At 40.3% G+C, this 20,888-nt stretch carries 5 protein-coding genes; all 5 read left to right on the forward strand.

Annotated features, from left to right (window positions below):
• Positions 1–554: 554 nt before the first annotated feature.
• From LY28_RS04875 to LY28_RS04895, 5 genes are read left to right on the forward strand one after another with little or no spacing between them, the layout of a single operon-like run.
• On the forward strand, positions 555–2,375 hold the full coding sequence (locus LY28_RS04875; RefSeq protein ID WP_165835499.1) for a non-ribosomal peptide synthetase: 1,821 nt from the start codon (positions 555–557) through the stop codon (positions 2,373–2,375).
• On the forward strand, positions 2,372–7,849 hold the full coding sequence (locus tag LY28_RS04880) for a non-ribosomal peptide synthetase (protein WP_110461056.1): 5,478 nt from the start codon (positions 2,372–2,374) through the stop codon (positions 7,847–7,849). The genes LY28_RS04875 and LY28_RS04880 overlap by 4 nt, the downstream gene beginning before the upstream one ends.
• A complete protein-coding gene (locus LY28_RS04885; RefSeq protein WP_110461057.1) occupies positions 7,836–8,945 on the forward strand; it encodes a saccharopine dehydrogenase NADP-binding domain-containing protein in 1,110 nt (369 codons plus the stop codon). The genes LY28_RS04880 and LY28_RS04885 overlap by 14 nt, the downstream gene beginning before the upstream one ends.
• A 34-nt stretch (positions 8,946–8,979) precedes the next feature.
• A complete protein-coding gene (locus tag LY28_RS04890) occupies positions 8,980–11,112 on the forward strand; it encodes an AMP-binding protein (protein ID WP_165835500.1) in 2,133 nt (710 codons plus the stop codon).
• Position 11,113: 1 nt separating this feature from the next.
• Positions 11,114–20,779, forward strand: a complete 9,666-nt coding sequence (locus LY28_RS04895; protein WP_110461059.1) for a non-ribosomal peptide synthetase/type I polyketide synthase — start codon at positions 11,114–11,116, stop codon at positions 20,777–20,779.
• Positions 20,780–20,888 lie beyond the last annotated feature (109 nt).

Here is a 20,888-nt window from a genome sequence, read left to right on the forward strand (position 1 = left end):
TTTTTATAACGGTAATTTTGAATTTGTTTTGACTTTAGGAAGTTTCACAGCCTAAGACCCAAGCTATCGGCTTATGGAACCGGGTTTTTAGCCGATAGCAATTGAGTTTTGGAAAATTGGTGCGGGGATTTGTACAGCCATGAGTTAAAGATTTTCCGCCCGAGTGCAACCGGATATGACAAACCCTTAGATGCTTTTATGGGGTTAATTTGTATAGCTTCAATATGTATTTGGCTGAATAAACAAAGCAGTTTATTTTTAAAACAGGCCTTTAAAGGGCTGAACAATTCACTTCTATACCCTGTGATTCAAAAATTATTAAATCATCTTATGCCAACAGGGCAAAAATACAATTTTTCAAATAATAAATAGCTTATGATACAGCTTTATTATTTCGGTTGCAAGGCCGGCATAATGCATTGTAAAAAAACCTTCTGACGGTTTATTCCTTACAAATGCTTATAGGCTTATGCACAACTGTCATAATATACCGTTAATCAGCAGTATTTTTCTAAAAAAACCCTTGGCTTTATGCCGAGCTAATGGAGGTACATATGTTGGTAAAAGAAGAGAATGAAATTGCTTTAAAAACCTATAACAGTACAGAAAAAAAGTTTAGCTGTGATACCCTGAACCAGCTGTTTTCCCAAGGCTTTAATTTGTATGAGGACAAGCCAGCCGTCAGTGATTGTGAAGAAACCTTGACTTACGGCGAGCTTGATATTATTTCAGATGAAATAGCGGTACGGCTTTTAGAGCAGAAGGTGGGAAAAGGGGACTGTGTAGGGGTTTTTGCAGAAAAGAAAGTTAATACACTGGCAAATATAATCGGCATACTCAAGGCCGGCGGCGCATATGTGCCTGTAAATCCGGATTTGCCTGAGGAAAGAAGAGAATACATAATGGGAAACAGTAAATGCAGCATTTTGCTTTATCCCGAAAAAATTGAGCTTTCTGATTGCAGACGGTTTATTAAAAAAATATCAATTGATGCAGGCGATACCGCTTATATAATCTATACCTCAGGGAGTACAGGACTTCCAAAGGGTGTGGAAATTACACATGGAGCTGTTTCAAACACAGTTCTGGATATAAATGATAGATTTGAAATAAATAGCAGGGATGTTATTATAGGCCTTTCTTCACTTTGCTTTGATTTATCTGTTTATGATATATTCGGCGCGTTAAGCACCGGGGCAAAGCTTGTTCTGGTACGTGACCACAGAAATATGAAAAATATTGTGAATTTACTGAAGGAAGAAAAAATAACACTGTGGAATACAGTTCCGGCATTCATGGAATTTTTGCTGAACGAATACGAGGCTTCTATCGTTAATTTATCCTATTTGAGAAATATATTATTAAGCGGTGACTGGATATCCTTGAAACTGATCGGCAAAATAAAAAAAATTTTTCCACAAGCCGCTGTTACAAGCCTTGGCGGAGCGACCGAGGCTTCCATATGGTCAATTTATTATAAAATAGATGAGATTAAGCCTGAGTGGAGTAATATTCCATACGGATACCCGCTTTCCAACCAGCAGATATATATTCTTGATGATAACCAGAAAATTTGCAGGGCTGGTGAAAAAGGAGAAATATATATAGGCGGCATGGGCGTCGCTAAGGGATACATCAATAACGAAGAAATGACAAATAAAGCTTTTGTACATGCAAAAGAACTTGGATATATATATAAGACAGGAGACTACGGCATTTTTAAAGAGGATGGGTATGTTGAATTTTGCGGGAGAATTGACAGCCAGATAAAAATAAATGGTTTCAGAATTGAAATTGGAGAAATCGAAAGTCAAGCTGTGTGCTGCAATGGAATCAAGGAGGCAAAGGTTGTCAGCCTGCAGCCGGCAGATAAATCCAAGCTTTTAGGAATGGTATATACCAGAGCCTTAGATTCAAATATAACAGCTAATGAAATAAAGCGTTATCTTCAGGAAAAATTGCCATACTATTCAATTCCTTTGCTGATAAAAGAAATAGAAGAAATCCCTGTAACCTTAAATGGGAAAATTGATGTTAAAGCAATAGAGGATTTTTTGCTTAAGCAATATTCGGATAATATTGAGGAACGGGAGGATAATGAACTGGAAAAACAGCTGATTGATGTATGGAGGAGTGTTCTCGAAAATTCTGAAATAAACAGATATTCAGATTTCTTTATACTGGGAGGCAACAGCCTGAAGGCCATGCGTGTTATGGAAGAACTATCAGCCAGGGAAATAATCACTGAAAAGCTGCCTCTTAATACAATGTTTCTCACCTCCACGATTATAGAGCTTGCGGAAGAAATAGCAGCTTTTAACCAAAGGGCTGAACAGGAAGAAAGTGATGAAATTTTTGAGGAGGGTGAAATATGAGTGCGGAAGAAATAATCGAAAAATATGAAAACTCAGGAGTTAAAATTTGGGTTGAGGACAACAATCTGAAATTCAGAGCGCCTAAGAATGCTTTAACCGATGAGAATAAAAAAGAATTGAAATTATATAAGGAAGCTATAATTACATACCTCAGTAATATAAATCAAAACGTTGTTATTGCTGACAATAATAATCGTTATAATATTTTCCCTCTTACTGATATTCAATCGGCATATCTCATGGGAAGAGACAGCAGCTACAAGCTCGGAGGGGTAAGCTGTCATGCTTACGGTGAGCTGAAAATGGAAGCTATCGATAAGGAAAGGCTCGAGTTTGCATGGCACAAACTGATAATGCGCCATGACATGCTCAGAGTGATTGTTTATCCCGAGGGGTATCAGTGCGTTCAGGAGAGTGTGGCTTTACCTGAAATTAAAACATACAAGGTAAATGACAGTGATGCCGGACATCAAATATCAGAGGTCCGCAGAGAGCTTTCAAACAAGCAGTATCGTGCCGGTGAATGGCCGTTGTATGAGCTGGTGCTGACAAATACGGATACCAGCAGCATTTTACATTTTTCAATAGACATGCTGATAGGAGATTTTGTAAGTGTAAATATAATTCTGGAAGAACTGATGCATTATTATAACAAGCCTGAGGATGAATTGCCTGAGTTGGATATATCCTTCAGAGACATAATGCTTTTTCGTCAGGCAAGAAAGAAAAGCTTTCAGGAAAGAAAACGTATAGAAGAAGACAAGGATTACTGGCTCGGACGGATTGCAGACCTGCCGGGTGCTCCGGAATTAAATATCAGCAGGGATATAAGCAACCATAATGTTGAATTTGAGCAAAAGAGCTTTGTAATAAGCAATAGCAAATGGAAAGCATTAAAAGAAGGCGCCGAAAAAAACAGAGTTACACCTTCCTCTGTAATTCTCTCAGCCTATAGTGAAGTCTTGAGAAAATGGTCTAAGACCAAGGTCTTCTGTATAAATCTGACGATTTTGAACAGGCCGGACATACACCCTCAGATTGGCAGAATAGTGGGAGATTTTACGGACACAAACGTACTGGAGGTAGACTGGCAAAAGGATGCAAGCTTCTTGCAGAAGACACGTGCTCTGCAGAACAGATTGTGGACAGATTTGGGACACAGCAGCTTTTCAGGAGTTGAGGTCCTGAGGGAAATGGCAAGATGTAAAAAGAAAAATGTGATTATTCCTATTGTTTTCACAAGCACTCTTGGGATGAATGCACATTCAGGAGAGCAGGGGAATATTGATATCAAGTATAAAATCAGCCAGACTCCACAGGTGTATATAGATTGTCAGGTTTCAGATATTCAGGGAGGCGTGCTTGTTAATTGGGATATAAGAAAAGGTATATTCGAGGGAAAAATCATAGAAGATATGTTTAATGCTTTAAAAAGATTGCTGGAGGATATCGCGGAAAACAATGCAATATGGGACTGTGTATCTGTTGTAAAGGCACCACCCGGGGATATAGGCCTTTTTAACAAGGTGAATGATACTAATGGCAAGGTATCTGAGGATTTGTTATTTGATGCTTTTATCAGAAATGTAAGCAGGTTTCCTCAAAAGACAGCTTTGATAACTGACAAGGAAAACTGCTCATATAAGGACTTGCTTGAAAGGTCTGTAAAAATTCAGAATTATTTGATTAAGGAAGGCTGTAAGCCTGATGACAAGGTGGCTGTTGTATTAAAAAGGGGTATTGTTCAAATTGCTTCCGTTATGGGGACAATAATGTCCGGAGGTGTCTATGTTCCGGTAGATTACGGCCAGCCTGCCGCAAGAAAGCTCTCCATTGCAGAGGATTCGGGAGCCCGGTTTATAATTACCGACAATGAAAACAAAGGCTTGTTTGAAAAAGACGGTGTTAAGGAAATAATTGCGGAAGAGCTGGTTAGAAAGGCGGGTAAGGTTCAAAGGCAGGAATTGGCTGTAAATAATGATAATTCGGCCTATATTATTTATACGTCAGGGAGCACCGGAAAGGCAAAGGGAGTGGAAATCAGCCATAAGTCGGCAGTAAATACAATCTATGATATAAATGAAAGATTTAATATCACTGAAAATGATGTGTTTTTCTATTTGGCAAATATAGCTTTTGATCTGTCTGTATATGATATATTCGGAAGTCTTTCATCAGGAGGAACGCTTGTAATTCCTTCCGAGGAAGCAAAGGGAGACAGCTCGTATTGGCTGTCACTTATAAGAAGAAATAAGATTACTGTGTGGAATTCCGTACCTGCGCACATGCAGATGCTTGTAACCTGTTATAGCAGTGATACGGCAGAAGCTAAGCTTTCCTTGAGGCTTGTGCTTTTGTCAGGTGATTGGATTCCCGTAAATCTGCCTGAAAAGGTCAGAGAAATGTGCACCGAAGCAGAGGTTATAAGTCTGGGTGGAGCAACAGAAGCCTCTATCTGGTCTATTTATTATCCTACAAGGCTCATCACGGATGAGGACAAAAGTGTGCCCTATGGTTTTCCCCTGAAAAATCAGCAATTTTATGTTTTTGATGATAGTCTTGAGTATTGTCCGGTTGGAGTTACCGGAGATTTATATATTGGAGGCATCGGTCTTGCAAAAGGCTATTACGGGGACAAGGAAAAAACAGACCTGCAATTTATAAGAAGGCCTGATAGTGGTGAGATAGTCTATAAAACAGGTGATTTGGGAAGATACCGGCAGGATGGTTCAATTGAGTTCCTCGGGAGAGAGGATACACAGGTTAAAATTCATGGTTACAGGATTGAGCTGAGGGAAATTGAAAATGCGATAAAGGAACATCCCGCAATCGAAAACGCTATGGTGCTGATGAGTAAAAAGGATAATGAATATCAGCTGAATGCTTTTGCAGTTCCAAAAGAATCAGAGAAGATACCAAAGCCGGATTACAGTCAAATATCTGAGTTATGTACACAAACCGGACAAATGATGGTTTCAGAATTTGATGATAATTTGCTTATAAGGTGGATGGAGCTGTCAGAAAAAATTTCTTTGCTGAATATACTGGGGGCATTCAGAACTGCCGGGTTATTTATTGATAAGGAAGCCTTGCATACCCAAGGGGAAATAGAAAAAGCCATATATGCCGATCCCAAATATATTCCGCTGCTCAGGAGATGGCTGAATGCATTATGCAAGGAGGAAATTCTGGAATATGATTTCAGCATTTCTGCCTTCCGGCTGATTAATGAAAAAGAGCTGTCCAAGCTGCCAGACCTTAAAAATACACTTGAAGATACAGAGGATAAATTGCACAACAGCAAAATCCTCACAGATTATTTAAATAATCCCCATGAGCTTATTTTAAAATTAATTTCGGGGAAAGAGAATCCATTGGACTATATTTTCCCGGAAGGACGCTTGGAAAACGCAATGTCCGCCTACCATGACAACTTGTTTGCCAAAAGCTTGAACAGAGTTGCCATTGAAGCCATAATGAAGCTGGTGAGGCAGTATTCTGAAAAGAATAATGGGAATCCGGTAAGAATTCTTGAGGTGGGAGCAGGAATCGGAGGAACAAGTATTGACCTTATTCCGCTTTTGGACAGGCATAAGGTTGAATACAGATTTACCGACATTTCAATGTTCTTCCTGAATGCAGCAAAGGAACGCTTTGAAAAATATTCATGGATTGGATACGGCTTGTTTGATATAAACACACCTTTTCTTCATCAGAATATGACGGCAAACTCATGGGATATAATCCTGTGTGCCAATGTCCTGCACAACGCCGCAGACGGTCAGGCATGCATAAGCATGCTAAGTGAAATGATAACCCCAAACGGGGCGCTTGTAGTTATCGACAGTATAAAAGAGCCTTATTCACTTCTTACATCAATGGGCTTTGAATATACGATTCCTGTGACAGACTATCGTTTGGAGGCAGAGCAGGTGTTTTTTGACTACCCTCATTGGCTTGAAATGTTCCGTTGCGGAGGCTTTAATATTGCGGGAGAATTTCCTTTAATTGATGCTCCTCTCTCAAATTCCGGACAGCATATTTTTGTTGGAATTAAAGCTTCTGATTCAGTTAAGGTGTATCCTGACCAGATAAAGAAATTTCTGCTTGAAAAAATCCCTCATTACATGGTTCCCGCAAGGATAGAAATATTGGGAAAACTGCCGATCACTGGTAATGGCAAGATTGACAGGAAAAAGCTCTCAGAAAGAATAGTTTTTAAAGGTAATATTCAGACCGAAGATGACAGACTTCCGGCTTCCGAATTTGAAAAAGGAATCGCGGCAATATGGGCTGAGGTCCTGAATCTGGAAAGGGTTGGCTTAAACCAGAATTTCTATGAGATTGGCGGAGATTCCTTACTTATTGCACAGGCCATAGCCAAAATGAAAAAGAATATACCGGAGATATCCAATATTGAGTGGAAAACTTTAATGAAGCATATGATAGAAAAGCCTACAGTTTCCGATTTTGCGAAAAGCATTGAGACCGGCTGTGAGAGAGTGTGTTCTATTGACGAATACAAGCTTATTAGAGAAGAAGCCGTAAAGTGCGGAAAGGAAATTGTTCTTTTCCCGGATGGAACAGGAACGATTTCAATATATAAAGAGTTCATCGGAAAGCTTTCTGAAATAGCAGATAAAAGTATAAGGATATCAGGCTTTAATATTGAAAATACTGAAGAATATCTGAATTATGAGCCTTCCTCCCTGATTAAGAGTCTTGGCAAAAAATATGCGGAACGCTTAATGCAGAACATGCCTGATAAGTTATACCTTATCGGACATTGCATGGGAGGGCTTATTGCGTTTGAAACTGCAAGAAGCTTGAAAGAGCAAGGCTTTTCAAACTTTACCGTTTCTATGATTGATTCAAAAGCAGGAGGAAGGTATATTGACAATGAGCTTCTGCTGGAAAGAGGGTTTGGTAAATTATTGACTGCTGATATTTCACAGGCCGGTCACTATCCCGATGATTATCTTCTGAGAGATGCAATTGATGAATATTTGAGGAATGAAGGAACGCTTATTTCAGAAGAACAGCTTTGCAATTTGGGCGGAAAATATGAAGACATAGGGAAAAGCTATGCCGATTTGTCCGCTTTTTCCCAGAAGGAGCGTCTGAAAAGCTTGTATACAACGCTTCCCGGTATTGATAAAAACAATATTTCAGAATATGAAGCTGACAGAATTTACAATTATTACAGGGTGTTCTGCCACAGCTATAAGAGTGTTATAGGCTATACGCCTGAAAAGTATGACGGAAAGGTGTATATGTTCAAGTGTGAGGATCAGTCCACCGGCTTCTTGCCCTTCCAAAGAGACAATAATATGAAATTTATATACGAGGCTGTTCAGAAGGAGATTGATGAAACAATCATAAAAGGAGATCATATTTCCTGCATGTATGGTTCCCATGTTTCGGACTTGATTAAGCGGATGCTGGAAAAGGGATTGAAGGATGATGAGAAATGAGATTATAGGTGTAATCGGCTGCGGCGGAAAAGTCGGCCATGCAGCCTGTGAATATTTAATAGAAAAAGGATACAGGGTTAAGGGAGGGCAAAGGAATCCGGCTGGTTTCAGCCACAGCTGTTTCCAGTGGGTTAAAACTGATATTTATGATGAAGCTTCGCTGCAAGCTTTTTGCAGAAGGTGCAGTCTGGTCATAAACTGTGCGGGGCCGTCCTGTCTGATAAGAGAAAAGGTGGCCGCAGCTTCTGTAAAAGCAGGTGCGAAATATGTAGATACCTTTGGAACCTTTCTTATTGACAACGCATATGCACAAAGTATAAGAAACGGCGTTTGTGTGGTTTCAGCAGGCAATGTTCCCGGTTTATCTGAGATATTGCCATGCAGCCTGATCAGTGAATATTTTGATGAGGTTGACGAAATCGAGGTATATGCAGGGGGACTGGATTACCCTACCTTCAGCTCCACGGCAGATGTTCTTCTAAGCTCACTGGAGGGCTATGGGTATGCCGGCTCATTTTATAATTGCGGAGAAATATGCAGTGAATTGGCGGATACAAGTAAAAGAATTAAAATATGGGGTTTTGATGAGGAAGTGTTTGCAAAGCCTTTCATTGGGAGTGAGTTTGCGGCACTTTGCAAAAGGAAGGGAGTCAAAAAGGGGTACTGCTATAATACCGTAGTTTCAAAGCAGCTGGGAGAGGCAATGGTAAACAGCTGTATAGAGCTGGCTGCCGGAAGGGCTGGAAGGTCCCTTGAAAAATGTGTAGAAGAAATAAACACGCAAATGGAGCTGTCCTTGTTTGGAAGGAAGCCGGGGTATACTCTGGTTGCTGCTGTTACCGGCAGTAAATCAGGAAAAGCCCGGACCAAGCGAGTATCGGTAAAGGTTAAAAGCAGCTGTGAAATCACAGGGATTGTAGCCGGAATGGTTGCTGCGGAGCTTGCAGGCAAAGATATACCCTGCGGGATATATTATCCTTTTGAAATCACTGATGCAGGAAAAATCATGGCTAAGCTTCTGGAATATAAGAATATATTTGAATATACCTCTTTGGATGACGCAGACATCGCGGATTTTGAAGAAGGAACCCTGTAAGCCGCTATATAAAATTGAAGGGAGATTGGGAAACTTGAAAAATGATTATTTTGAGGGGGTTTATTTATCAGGGCTTTTAAAGGAAAGAGCCGTTGAAAGCCCTGACTGTAAAGCATATATTTTTGTAAATTCGGATTTCACAGAAGAGACTATTACATATCTTCAGCTATATAAAAGGGCTTGCAGCTATGCCCGGTATTTGGAGGATACAGGAATAAAGGAAAATGATTTTTGTATGCTGTTGTTCAAGCAAAGTATTGATTTTGCAGTTGCATTTTTTGCATGCGGCATTATAAAAGCCATACCGGTACCTTTAAATATGCCTGCTAAAATAAAAAACCTTTCCAAATGGGAAAAGATAGCACAGGAGACAGGCACAAGAGCTGTCCTGACCTCGGGAAAAAAGTATGCTTCTCTGAAAAGGCTTTTCAGCAATTCGGAAATTTTACAGGTAATACCTATTATACACGAACAGGAAAATTATGAAGAAGCTCTTTTATTTACAGAGGACATATATGATGGAAATGAAATTGCTTTTCTACAGTATACCTCAGGCTCTACTGCTTTACCAAAGGGCATAATGGTAACTCAGAGCGCGGTACTCAACAATATAAAACAGATTCAGCGGATACTGGGGGTTGACAGGGACACTGTTCTGGTAATGTGGCTGCCTTATTATCACGATATGGGCCTTATAGGAGGCTTTTTGCTCGCAATATATGCGGGCTTTCCATTAGTTTTTATGGAGCCTATGGATTTTGTGAGAAATCCAATCATGTGGGCTGAGGCAATTTCAAAATACAGAGCTACTCATACGGGAGCACCTAATTTTTCATATAACCTTTTAGCCGAAAAGCTGGAGAGCTACAAAGGGGAGGATATATCTTTTGAATCGCTGAAGTGTGTATTTTGCGGCTCTGAACCCATAAATGCAAAAACCATGCACAGATTTGGTTCGACGGCTGCCGGATTTGGGTTCAGGGGGTTTAACATATTTGCAGGATATGGCTTGGGAGAAGGTTCACTTATTGTTTCAGGCTATGTAAGAACTGAACAAAAAATGACATATGCTATTTTAGATAAAAAGGCTTTTTCACATAACAAGGTGGAAATTATCGAGAAAAACTATCTGGAAAAGCTTCCGGAAATAGATGCAGATACCCAAATTTGCCTTGCAGGCAACGGTTTTGTGATAGAAGAGCACAGAATTGAAATTATTGATGCGGAAACGAAGGAAGTGCTTGGAGCCAATCAGATCGGTGAAATAAAATTTATCGGGAAATCAGTAACTAAAGGGTATTGGGGGAAAAAGGATATTACCGGGGAAATCTTCGGTACAGGAAAAAATGGTGAGAGAACACTGCTTACAGGTGATTTGGGATTTGTTGATGAAAGCGGAGAAGTATATATCACAGGAAGAAAAAAAGAGCTGATGATAATTAATGGCTGCAACTATTATCCTCAGGATATTGAGAGAACAATTTCCTGCTCAGACAATAATTTTTGTGAAAATGGGACGGCTGCGTTTTCAGTACAATTCGGGGAGGATGAGGAAAGGCTTGCGGTTGTTCAGGAGGTTAAGCTGAGCGGAATGCATAATGCCGATTGCACAGCATGGGCCATGAAAATAAGAGCAGCCGTTGCAAAGGAGCATAATTTGCAGGTACATAAAATAACCTTTATTCCCAAGATGCATTTGCCGAGAACCTCCAGCGGGAAAATACAGAGATTGAAGGCGAAACAGACAGAAATATCCGGAGCATGGGAAAGAATAGTGGGTGTCTCTGAATTCAAGCTTAATTACAAGGCATTGGAAAAGGAATGTATTGCTCCATATGACTATATCGAATTTGCGGAAGAGCTGGTGAGCGGCATCTTGGGAGTTTCAAGGACAGCCTTGGATGCCTCCCGCCCCTTTACGGAAATGGGCATGAATTCTATAATGCTTGTTTTAATGTGCGGATATATAAATAAATACCTTAAAACTGACTTGCAGGTGCAGGAACTGTTCAGCCACAACACCATAGAGGCTCTGGGCAAATATCTGTTTTCACTCAGGAGCAATGAATATGGGAAAAAAGAAGAAGCGGTCTATAATGGGGAAGAGCTGGACAGGATGTCATATGACCAGCTTGTTGAATTGTTAAATACGGAAATAGGAGGCTGATATGACTGATAAGGATATGATTAAGAAATCGTTGCTGGAAATACAAAGATTGAAAAAGCTTCTTTATAAAAAGGAAAATGTTTCTTACGGGGATATAGCAATTATCGGAATGGCCTGCAAATTTCCCGGAGGAATAGATAATATAAGTGATTTCTGGGAGGTAATAAGCGATAACAGGTGTATAATTGATTTTCCTGACAGCCGCCGTTTTGAAAGCTATGACTGTAAAAACAAATATACGGAGAAGGGGGGCTATCTGAAAAACAATGTTGAGAGCTTTGATAGCCTGCTTTTCAAAATTTCACCTGATGAGGCCGGCTGTATGGACCCCCAGCAAAAATTATTTTTAAAGGTTTGCTATGAGGCTCTGGAAAATTCAGGGTATTCGGCAACATCAATGAAAGGAAGCAATACAGGAATTTATACGGGAGTTTCACTTATGGACTATGCAAATACTCTCAAAGCCTATAGAGAAAAGAACGGCAGCAGTAATCCAAAGGACATAACGGGGACAGGCTTTTCCTTTCTCAGCGGCAGAACCTCCTATTATTTTGGCTTTCATGGGGCGAGTATAACAATTGATACAGCATGCTCGTCATCTCTGGTCGCCGTACACGAGGCTTGCAGCGGTATCAGAAACGGAGACTGTGACATGGCACTTGCCGGTGGAGTAAATATCATATATTCGCCGGAGACTACTGAACTTCTATCCCAGCTTAATATTCTTTCTCCGGATTGCACCATAAGTACTTTTGACAACAGGGCAAACGGGACTGTCCGCGGAGAGGGATGCGGTATTGTGGTACTGAAAAAGCTCGATAAGGCACAGGAGGACGGAGACAATATCCTTGCTGTTATCAAGGGAAGCAATATAAATCAGGACGGAGCAAGCAGCGGACTTACCTCTCCCTATGGGCCAATGCAGGAGAGTCTTATGAAAAGAGCATGGGAAAGAAGCGGAATTGCGGAAAGAGAGGTTGACTATATTGAAGCGCATGGTACGGGTACAAAACTTGGAGACGCAATAGAAATCACCTCTCTTGGAAATATAGTGAGCAGAGAGCGGGAAGAGCCTCTATATATAGGTACGGTAAAAACAAACATCGGGCATCTGGAAGCGGCGGCAGGAGTTGCAGGACTGATAAAAACCGTCTTAATGATAAATAACGGAACTATTCCGGCTGTTGCCAATTTTAAGGAGCCCTCTCAAAATATCCAGTGGAAGAATTATAATATAAAAGTCCCGTATAAAAATATAAAATGGGAGAGAGCTGATAAAAAAAGGGTCGCAGGAGTAAGTGCTTTCGGACTGAGCGGAACAAATGCACATGTTGTACTGGAGGAGTACAAGGAGGACAGGCCGGTCATACAGGAAAAAGCTTTTGAAGAGTATTCCGTAAAATTAAGCTCACCTACAGTCAATGGCTTGAAAAAGCAGGCAAAGGCATATAAAAATTTATTTAAAAAATTTTATATGAGCAAGGATATCTCTCTTGAAAATATTGAATACAGCATAAACATTTCAAAGTCGGATTACAGAGAAAAGGCAATTGTAAACGGAAAAAATTATGAGGAATTGATAAAGTCCTTTGATATGCTGCTGGATAATAAAATAGACTCATGCATTAAATACGGCAATGAGTCAAAGAAAATCGTATTTATGTTTACAGGACAGGGATCACAGCAGGCGGGAATGTTTAAAAAGCTGTATACTGAAAATAAGGTGTTTGCAAAATACTTTGATGAGTGCAATCTTTACTATATGCTGCAAACCTCACATGACTTGAAAGATATTATTTTTCAGGAAAGTGATTTTTTAGAAAATACGTATTTCACCCAGCCTGCATTATTTTCTGTGGAATATTCCTTTGCAAAAATGCTCATGAGCTTTGGAGTAACCCCGGACATAATGCTGGGGCATAGTGTGGGTGAGTATGTAGCAGGCTGCCTTGCGGGAGTTTTTTCCCTGAGGGATTCAATTAAATTGATAACCGAAAGAGGACGGCTGATGAGTAACGTCTCGGGTAAAATGGCGGCAGTTTTTTCCGACAGGGAATTTGTAAGGAAGAAAATAGAGAGAGGGTATGAAAAGCTCTCCATTGCAGCTTCAAACAGCAGAAATCAAACGGTAATAACGGGGAGTTCCGGTGAAATAGAAGAGTTTTGCGAAGAAATGAAGGCAATGGACATTAAAACCTCTGAGCTCAAGGTCAGACATCCCTTCCACTCACCCTTAATGAATGATGCGGCAGAGGAATATAGAAAGCTTCTTGGCACAATTAAGTTTAATATGCCTGTAATTGAAATATTATCAAATGTCACAGGAGAGAAGGAAGGTGCAAAATATACAGAGATTGGGTATTGGATCAGCCATATGCTTTCCGAGGTCCATTTTTACGATGAGCTCATGTCACTTAAAGATGAGAATGCCGTTTTCGTTGAAATAGGACCGAAAGGAGTTCTGACGGCAATTGCAAAAGAAATTGTCAGTGCCGGAAGCAAATGCCTGTTTGAAAATTTCTCGGGGGGAAAATACCCAAACAATCTGCTTAAACAGCTTTTGAGTGAGCTTTTTGTAAACGGCTGTGAAATCAATTGGAGAAGCTATTATCAAAGCTTAAATATAAAATTCCTATTGGTTAGGGTTCCTAATTATGCATTTGATGAAAAGGTGCTGTCAATTGGAGGAATGAAGGAACAGCAATTAACTGAAAAAAGCAGTGTTTTATCGGATTATACTGAAAAAGAAAATACAGTATTGTCATCCTTTGCCGAAACAAAAGAATTTCTAATAAAGGAGATTGTTTCAGCCTTGGGAATTCAGGAAGGTGATTTTACTGACAAGGATAACCTGCTTCTGTACGGAATGGATTCAATAGTGATAATGAAGCTTGCTTCTTCATGGAAGGATAAATTAAATATAACCTTAACAGCTGTTGAGCTTATAAAAAACCCTACTCTGAAAGGCTGGGCGGAATTATTATGGTCCGCCGGGAATGCGGAGGGAGAAAAGGATGGTGCCGGTGCCGAAGACATAAAATTTGTGCCGGACAAGAGTGGCCAATATGAAAAGTTTTCTTTAAATGAGGTACAATACGCCTATTGTATCGGAAGGAATGACACCGTCGAATGGGGTGGGGCAGGCTGCTATGCATACTTTGAAGTGGATTTGAAGGAGCTTGATAATGAAAAATTCAAAGGCTCGCTTCAAAAGCTTGTTGAAAGGCATCCTATGCTAAGAGCTGTCATTTCACAGGACGGCATACAGAAAATTGAACAAAGCATAAGTCTGCCTTATACAGTATATAATTTTACTGAAATGCAGGGGACTGAGCTTCATCTTGAAAGAATCAGAAAAGAAATGAGCAGTCAGGTACTTCCTCTGGGGAAACCAATGTTTGATATCAGAGTGACAATGAGAAGCGATAATTTATACAGGATACACTTTGGAATAGATTTTCTCATTGCAGATGCAATGAGTCTGCAAATATTCTGGAATGATTTATATAAGCTGTACTTAGGGGAAAAACTTCCTGAAATAGAGGTTACATACAAGGAATATCTTGAGTACAGGGAGCAAAAAAAGAAAACAAGGCATTATGAAGGATGCAGGGAATACTGGCTGTCAAGAGCTGAGAATTTTCCCGGAAGGCCGAGGCTTCCTGTGAGAAATATAAGCGATAATTCTTCAAAGGGCAAGTTTTCACGAAAGCAGCATGTAATTGATTATACAGCGTGGGGGAAATTTGTTAGGAATGCCGCGAAATTTAAGCTTACACCTTCGGCGGCAATGCTGGGTCTGTATTCCGAGGTGTTGTCCGCATGGGGCGGCGAGAAACGGTTTGGTGTAATGCTTACTGTGTTTGAACGCGAAAATGTTCATCCTCAGATCAATGATGTGGTAGGTGACTTTACAAAGCTTATGCTGGTTGATGCAGAGCGCGAACATGTTCCGGTAAAGGACAATGCATTCAGGCTTCAGGCTAAAATGCAGGAGTGCATGCAGTATAATGATTATTCGGCAGTTGATTTTGTAAGGGAAATCAATAAAAAACAGGGAGATGCGATTTATCCCATAGTATTTACAAGTGCAATAGGTATAAATTCATGGGAGAACTCTTCAAACTGCTTCTATGAAAACCTGGGCTTCAGCATGTCATCAACTCCTCAGGTATGGCTGGACTTCCAGCTGTTTTCACAGCACAGAGGAATTGTCATATCATGGGATGCCAATGAATCGGTTTTTTGTGACAATGTAGTAAATGATATGTTTGACAGGTATTGTGAGCTTGTGCTAATGGCCAGTGAGGCTGAAGCCTTTTGGGAAACCTGTCTGGAGGATATGCGCCCTCATAAACAAGCGGAGGTGCATGCCAGAGTAAATGATACATATAAAGAGAATTGCGGTTCTATGCTTTTGTTTGAGAATATTGAAGAAAATGCCGTAAAATATCCCCATAAGACAGCAGTTGTTTTTGAAGGGCGGGAATATTCATACTCCCGGCTTGCATATGAAGCTCGCAGGATATCAGCTTTATTGATTGAAAACGGTGTCGGGCAAAATACTTTTGTAGCTGTTCAGATGAAAAAATCCTTTGAGCAAATTGCGGCTGTAATAGGAATTACCAGACTGGGGGCGGCCTATGTTCCTGTTTTGTATAACCAGCCAATTGAGCGGACCGAAGCTGTCCTGAGAAAAAGCGGAGCAAATATCATTTTTACAGATGAGTCCTTAAAGAATGGTTTTGGCAAGGAAATTTCAGTTATAACAGCAGAAATGAAGTCAGACAAAACAGATGAGTGCAGTCATCAGGTTTCACCCGAAAGTCTTGCTTATGTCATATTTACTTCCGGTTCAACCGGTACACCAAAGGGTGTCTGCATAAATCATTTTGAAGCAATGAATACAATCTATGATGTTAACCGGAAATATGCTGTGGATTCCCAGAGTGTAATACTTGGATTGTCATCCCTGAGCTTTGATTTATCGGTTTATGATGTTTTTGGAGTACTGTCGGCCGGAGGCACACTGGTTTTGCCCGGAGAGGATGACAAGACTAATCCCGGAGCATGGTTTGAAATGTCAGAACAGATGCACCTTACCCTATGGAACAGTGTTCCGGCCTTGCTCGAGCTGTATCTTGACTGGCTTATCCGGCATAAAAAAAAGGATTGCTCCATAAGACGCGTGATACTTTCGGGAGACTGGATACCCCTTCACATACTTGAAAAAGTGAACAGGGTCATGCCCGCTGCGAAGCTTACAAGTATGGGCGGAGCCACTGAAGCTTCAATCTGGTCAAATTATTTTGATGTGGAAAAAATCGAAAGGGACTGGGTGTCTGTTCCGTACGGGTATCCGCTGGCAAATCAGGGATATTACATATTGGATGAGTTTGGAAGACCTTGCCCGGACTGGGTTGAAGGCAGGCTGCATATATACGGAAGCGGAGTGGCAGAGGGTTATTTAAAGGAAAGGGAATTAACGGAAAATGCTTTTACAATCAATAGCCTTTCAGGAAAAAGAATGTACAATACAGGTGATTTTGGAAGATATATGAACAACGGTATCATAGAATTTTTGGGAAGAAAGGATGCCCAAGTCAAAATAAATGGGTTCAGGGTGGAGCTGGGCGAAATAGAAAATCAAATTATCAGTACAGGGCTGGTTTCTGACAGTGTTGCTGCCTTCTATAAAAAAAGTGAGAATGAAAAGTATCTGCTTGCATATTATACCCCGATAGAAATAGCTTCAGAACACACGGAGGATTTGTCGCGTGTTGCCAAAAAGGCGAAGGAAGCTTCCGGGCAGCTTCCGCAAAATATTTCACCTCAGGAGTTCAGGAAGATATCCGATAGTATGGAAAGCATGAGCCTTGGTATTATGATTAATACATTTTTAAATATGAAGGTTCTTACTTCCGAGAATCCTGTTTTATCTGTTAACGAACTGGTGAGCAAAGGTTTGGCAGCTGAAAAATACAAGAAATTATTAACTCAGTGGGCTGATTCTCTTGTAAAGCATGGTTATATTGAAAAAACAGGAATGAATTACAGGCCTAAAACGAAATTGGAATTTGTGGATATTGACGCTATTCTGAAGGAAACCAACAGCTATGAGCACGTTTCCTACTGGGCTGACTCGTTGGAATTTCTGGTATTGTGCAACAAGTCGATACTTGAAATTCTTCGTGCCGACGTAAACCCTCTTGCTATATTATTTCAAGAGGGGACAACAAGCCGGGCGGAAAACTTCTACCGGTATAATCCGGTTGCAAGCTATAATAATAATATTGTTGCACAGGCTATAGCGGAGTATGTAAGCCAATACGACAGTGATCATACTGTCAGGGTGCTGGAATTCGGAGCGGGAACAGGCGGAACTACAGCGGAGATTCTAAGCAGGATAGCAGGACGGAATTTAAAATATACATATACGGATTTATCCACCTTTTTTACTACAAAAGCACGTAATATGTTCAAGGAATATGATTTTGTTGATTACGGACTTTATAATATTGACAATTATCCTGTGACACAAGGCTATGATTATGGCAAATACGATATAATAATAGGAGCCAATGTACTTCACGATGCAAAAATTCTCAATACGACCCTGCAGTATCTGCGTTCCTTGCTTACAAATCAGGGGATGCTTGTAATATTGGAGCTGACAACCAATAAACTGTTCTACAAGGTTTCAATAGGACTGATTGAAGGCTTCTCAGGGTACGAGGATGAAAGGGTGGCGGTAAATGAGCCTTTACTTTCCGTTGAACAGTGGAGAGAAAAATTATTGGAAAATAAATTCAGCAGTATATATTCATATCCTGAAAAGGGAAGCCCTGCCGGTAATTTCGAACAGAATGTCATTTTATGCTGCGCAGGAAATAACCTCAGATATGAAAGTCAGGACTTGATAAAGGAAAAAATACGCCATAAATTGCCGTCTTATATGCTTCCATATAAAATTTATCCCATTTCGTCTATTCCTCTGAACAGTAACGCTAAGGTCAACAGGAGCTTGCTTCCGATTCCCGATTTCAACAATCTGGACATAGAGCTTGTAAGCCCTGAAAACCCTACAGAAGAGGCATTGTGCAATATTTTTGCGGAGGTTCTCGAAATTGACCGGATAGGAACAAATCAGGACCTGTTTCAAATAGGGGGAGATTCTCTAAAGGCAATACAAATTGTCTCAAAGCTGCAGGAGCAAGGCTTTAATGCAACTCTTGCAGATATATACGGTAATCCGGAAATAAAGAGGCTATCCTCCTTTTTAATTAACAATTCTGAAAATAAGAGCCTTGGGGATATATCCCGGTACAGTGCGGAGCCTGTCAGAACAAGGGAAAAATATGATTTGAACAGTATACAGCAGGCCTATTTGATGGGAAGGAGCAAGGACTTTGATTTGGGAAATATATCCTGCCATTATTATGTGGAGATTGAAACAAAGCTTGATATCGCAAGATTGCAGGAAAGCCTGAACAAGGTTGTGAAGCATCAGCCCGCTCTGCGCTCAGTGGTTTACAGTAATGGCTATCAGCAGGTTTTGGATGAGGTGCCGGAGTATATAATAGAAGTAACGGATATTTCAGATTTAAGTGATTTCCAGAAGCAAATGAGAATAATGAAATACAGAAATGAAGTATCCCATGATATATTTGAACTTGGCAAGTGGCCAATGTTCAGGTTTAAAGCTATAAAAACAGGAGAAGGCATTTATTTGCTTGTTGCCGATATTGATGTAATGATTGCAGATGCAGCCAGCTTTTACATTATGGGAAAGGAGCTGACCTACTACTATAATAATAAAATGAAGCTTCCTGAATTCAAGTTTGAATTTTCAGATTACCTGCGTTCCTTAAACAATTATAAGAAGACCGGGCTTTATGAACAGGACAGACAATACTGGCAGGGCAGGCTCAAGGATTTTCCGGATTCTGTCCAGCTGCCTGTGAAAAATTCTGTTAAAAATATCAAATCGCCAAGATTTAAGCGCCTGTCAAAAATATTCGGCAAGAAACATTGGGAAAGACTTAAGAAGGTTTCGGCGCAATACGGCATCACACCTGCCGCAACAATTTGCTGTGCCTACTGTAAGGTGCTGGCATATTTTTGCAACAAAGAAAGATTCGCTGTTAATGTTACAATTTTCAACAGATATAATTTCTATGAAGATATAGAGAATATTATGGGTGATTTCACATCAACAATGCTTCTTGATGCAAATATGAAGGCAGGATTGGATTTCTGGGGGCAGGCCGCGGAAATGCAGAAGGTCTTTGCGGAAGGCATGGATCACAGAAATTATGATGGTATTGATTTTATGAAGGATTTGAGCCTGAACAGGGAAGCACGGAGTCAAACAATCGTTCCGGTTATTTTTACTTGTGCGATATTTGATAAGGATGTCAAGGGCTGGAAGGAAATCGGAGACTTGAAATATGCTGTCAGTCAGACCTCACAGGTTCTGCTGGATAATCAGATAACTGTTCTTGACGGAGAATTGACAGTTGCATGGGACTATGTTGAAAATGTTCTGGACAGTGAAGTAATTAACGATATGTATTCCTCATACATATCCCTGCTTGATGACATATGCTGCGGAGTTGAGATAATCAAGCCTTTTTGTGAAGCCGCGGAAAAACTTTACAAGCATACGGATGACATACAGGAGCTGTTAAGCCTTGAAAAGCTGCTGCTTGCCCGCTTTGATTCTCAAAGCGTTGCTGTGGTTGATAATGGGAAGAGGTATACTTATGAACAGCTAAATAAGGAAAGCAACAGGGTGGCGTGTAAATTAATAAAAATGGGTTGTACAGGTAAAAAAGCCGGTATTTCAAGCTCTGACGGATATATTTCAATTGCCGGTATTCTCGGAATACTGAAGGCGGGTAATACCTGCGTACTTGGTGAAAGCACCGGAATGGAAGACCTGTTTCTTGGAAAGGAAGAGCTGCTGCCGGCATTGAGGGATACCAGCCTGTCCGTACAGGATTTTGATGTCAGGCCTTCAGAAGAATTGTTTGTCATCGGAAAGTCAGCAGTTACAAAAGGATATCTTACAGGAATTATTAATGAAATAAACAACGATTTGAATGTTTCTGAAGAGGATAAAATTTTGCTGGTTAAAGGGGATAATTCCTTCAGGACTGTATACGCAATTTTTGGGGCTGTTGCCAGAAAATCAGTTATTCAAATCGCAGATGAAATCAATTTTGATTTGATAAAGAATTTAGAGGTATCAGTATTAAATATGACTTGTGAGGAAGCGGAGAAGATTGATTCAAAGGGAAAGCTGAATAACGTCAGACATATCCTTATAAGCGGAAGAACAGTTGCGGCAGGCTTGCTTGAAAGACTCAGAGAGATGTGTGTAAATTCCGGCATGACTGTTATGACTGAAAGTGACAGCAGCTTGTGGCTGCTGAAAAATCATGTTACAGTTATCAGGGAACGCAAAATAATTCAAGGCGGTTATGTTATGGCAGGTATAAAAAGTCAGGTCTTAAATTACGAGAGGGAAATTTGTCCGGTGAACGTAAAGGGAGGCTTATTTTACGAAAAATACGATACTGGCAGAAAACAATATACACTGCTTGACAGCGGTATGGAAGCAGTAATGAGAAAAGACGGATATATAGAAATATTTGAAGAGTAAGGGGTATAAAGTAAAGCACAAGGAGTTATTGAGAAATTAATATTGCAGCTTTATAATAAGGTTTGTATGTTTTTCCCTTGCAAAATGAATAAATATTTGCGAGGGATGC

It is taken from the genome of Ruminiclostridium sufflavum DSM 19573 (genome assembly GCF_003208175.1).
GTDB classification, from domain to species: Bacteria; Bacillota; Clostridia; order Acetivibrionales; family DSM-1351; genus Ruminiclostridium; species Ruminiclostridium sufflavum.

What these genes read in the sequence shown, in the direction of transcription:
- LY28_RS04885 (WP_110461057.1), top strand. Translation starts at nt 7,836, where the DNA reads ATGATGAGAAATGAGATTATAGGTGTAATCGGCTGCGGCGGAAAAGTC.
- LY28_RS04895 (WP_110461059.1), top strand. Translation starts at nt 11,114, where the DNA reads ATGACTGATAAGGATATGATTAAGAAATCGTTGCTGGAAATACAAAGA.
- LY28_RS04875 (WP_165835499.1), top strand. Translation starts at nt 555, where the DNA reads ATGTTGGTAAAAGAAGAGAATGAAATTGCTTTAAAAACCTATAACAGT.
- LY28_RS04880 (WP_110461056.1), top strand. Translation starts at nt 2,372, where the DNA reads ATGAGTGCGGAAGAAATAATCGAAAAATATGAAAACTCAGGAGTTAAA.